We start from the raw sequence: 433 nt of genomic DNA, 5'->3' as shown, positions 1-433 counted from the left end.
GTCAAACACGCGGACATGAAAGAGCTCCACGCCAAGGCGAAGAAGATGCTGGCGGGGTTCGACTCCTGGTCGATCCGCCACGTCAAGCGCGCCCAGAACTCCGACGCCGACAAGCTTGTCAACGAGGCCCTCGACAATGCCTGACCCGGCCGCATGATGGGTAGGAGAGTGAGATGAGCACGATTGCCATCGCCGGCGGCCACGGCAAGATCGCCCTGATCCTGGGACGACTTCTCGCCGAGCGCGGCCACACCGTCCGCGGCCTGATCCGCAACCCCGACCAGGCCGACGATCTACGCGCGGTCGGGATCGAGCCGGTTATCGCCGACCTGGAGAGCGAGAGCGACATCGCGAGCGCGATCCGCGGCGCCGACGCGGTCGTCTTCGCCGCCGGCGCGGGACCGGGCTCGGGCGACGCCCGCAAGAAGACGGT

2 protein-coding genes are annotated in these 433 nt (G+C 67.9%); both read left to right on the top strand.

Annotation, left to right across the window (positions count from 1 at the left end; translation table 11 throughout):
- The first annotated feature begins 15 nt into the window (after nt 1–15).
- On the top strand, nt 16–144 hold the full coding sequence (locus D7Y13_RS49290) for a reverse transcriptase-like protein (protein WP_369333611.1): 129 nt from the start codon (nt 16–18) through the stop codon (nt 142–144).
- Between the two features lie 29 nt (nt 145–173).
- A partial coding sequence (locus D7Y13_RS43280; RefSeq protein ID WP_120631132.1) for an NAD(P)H-binding protein occupies nt 174–433 on the top strand: 260 nt, incomplete at its 3' end.

Source organism: Corallococcus praedator (assembly GCF_003612125.1).
Classification (GTDB): Bacteria; Myxococcota; Myxococcia; order Myxococcales; family Myxococcaceae; genus Corallococcus; species Corallococcus praedator.
This window is presented reverse-complemented; position numbering and strand designations above follow the sequence as displayed.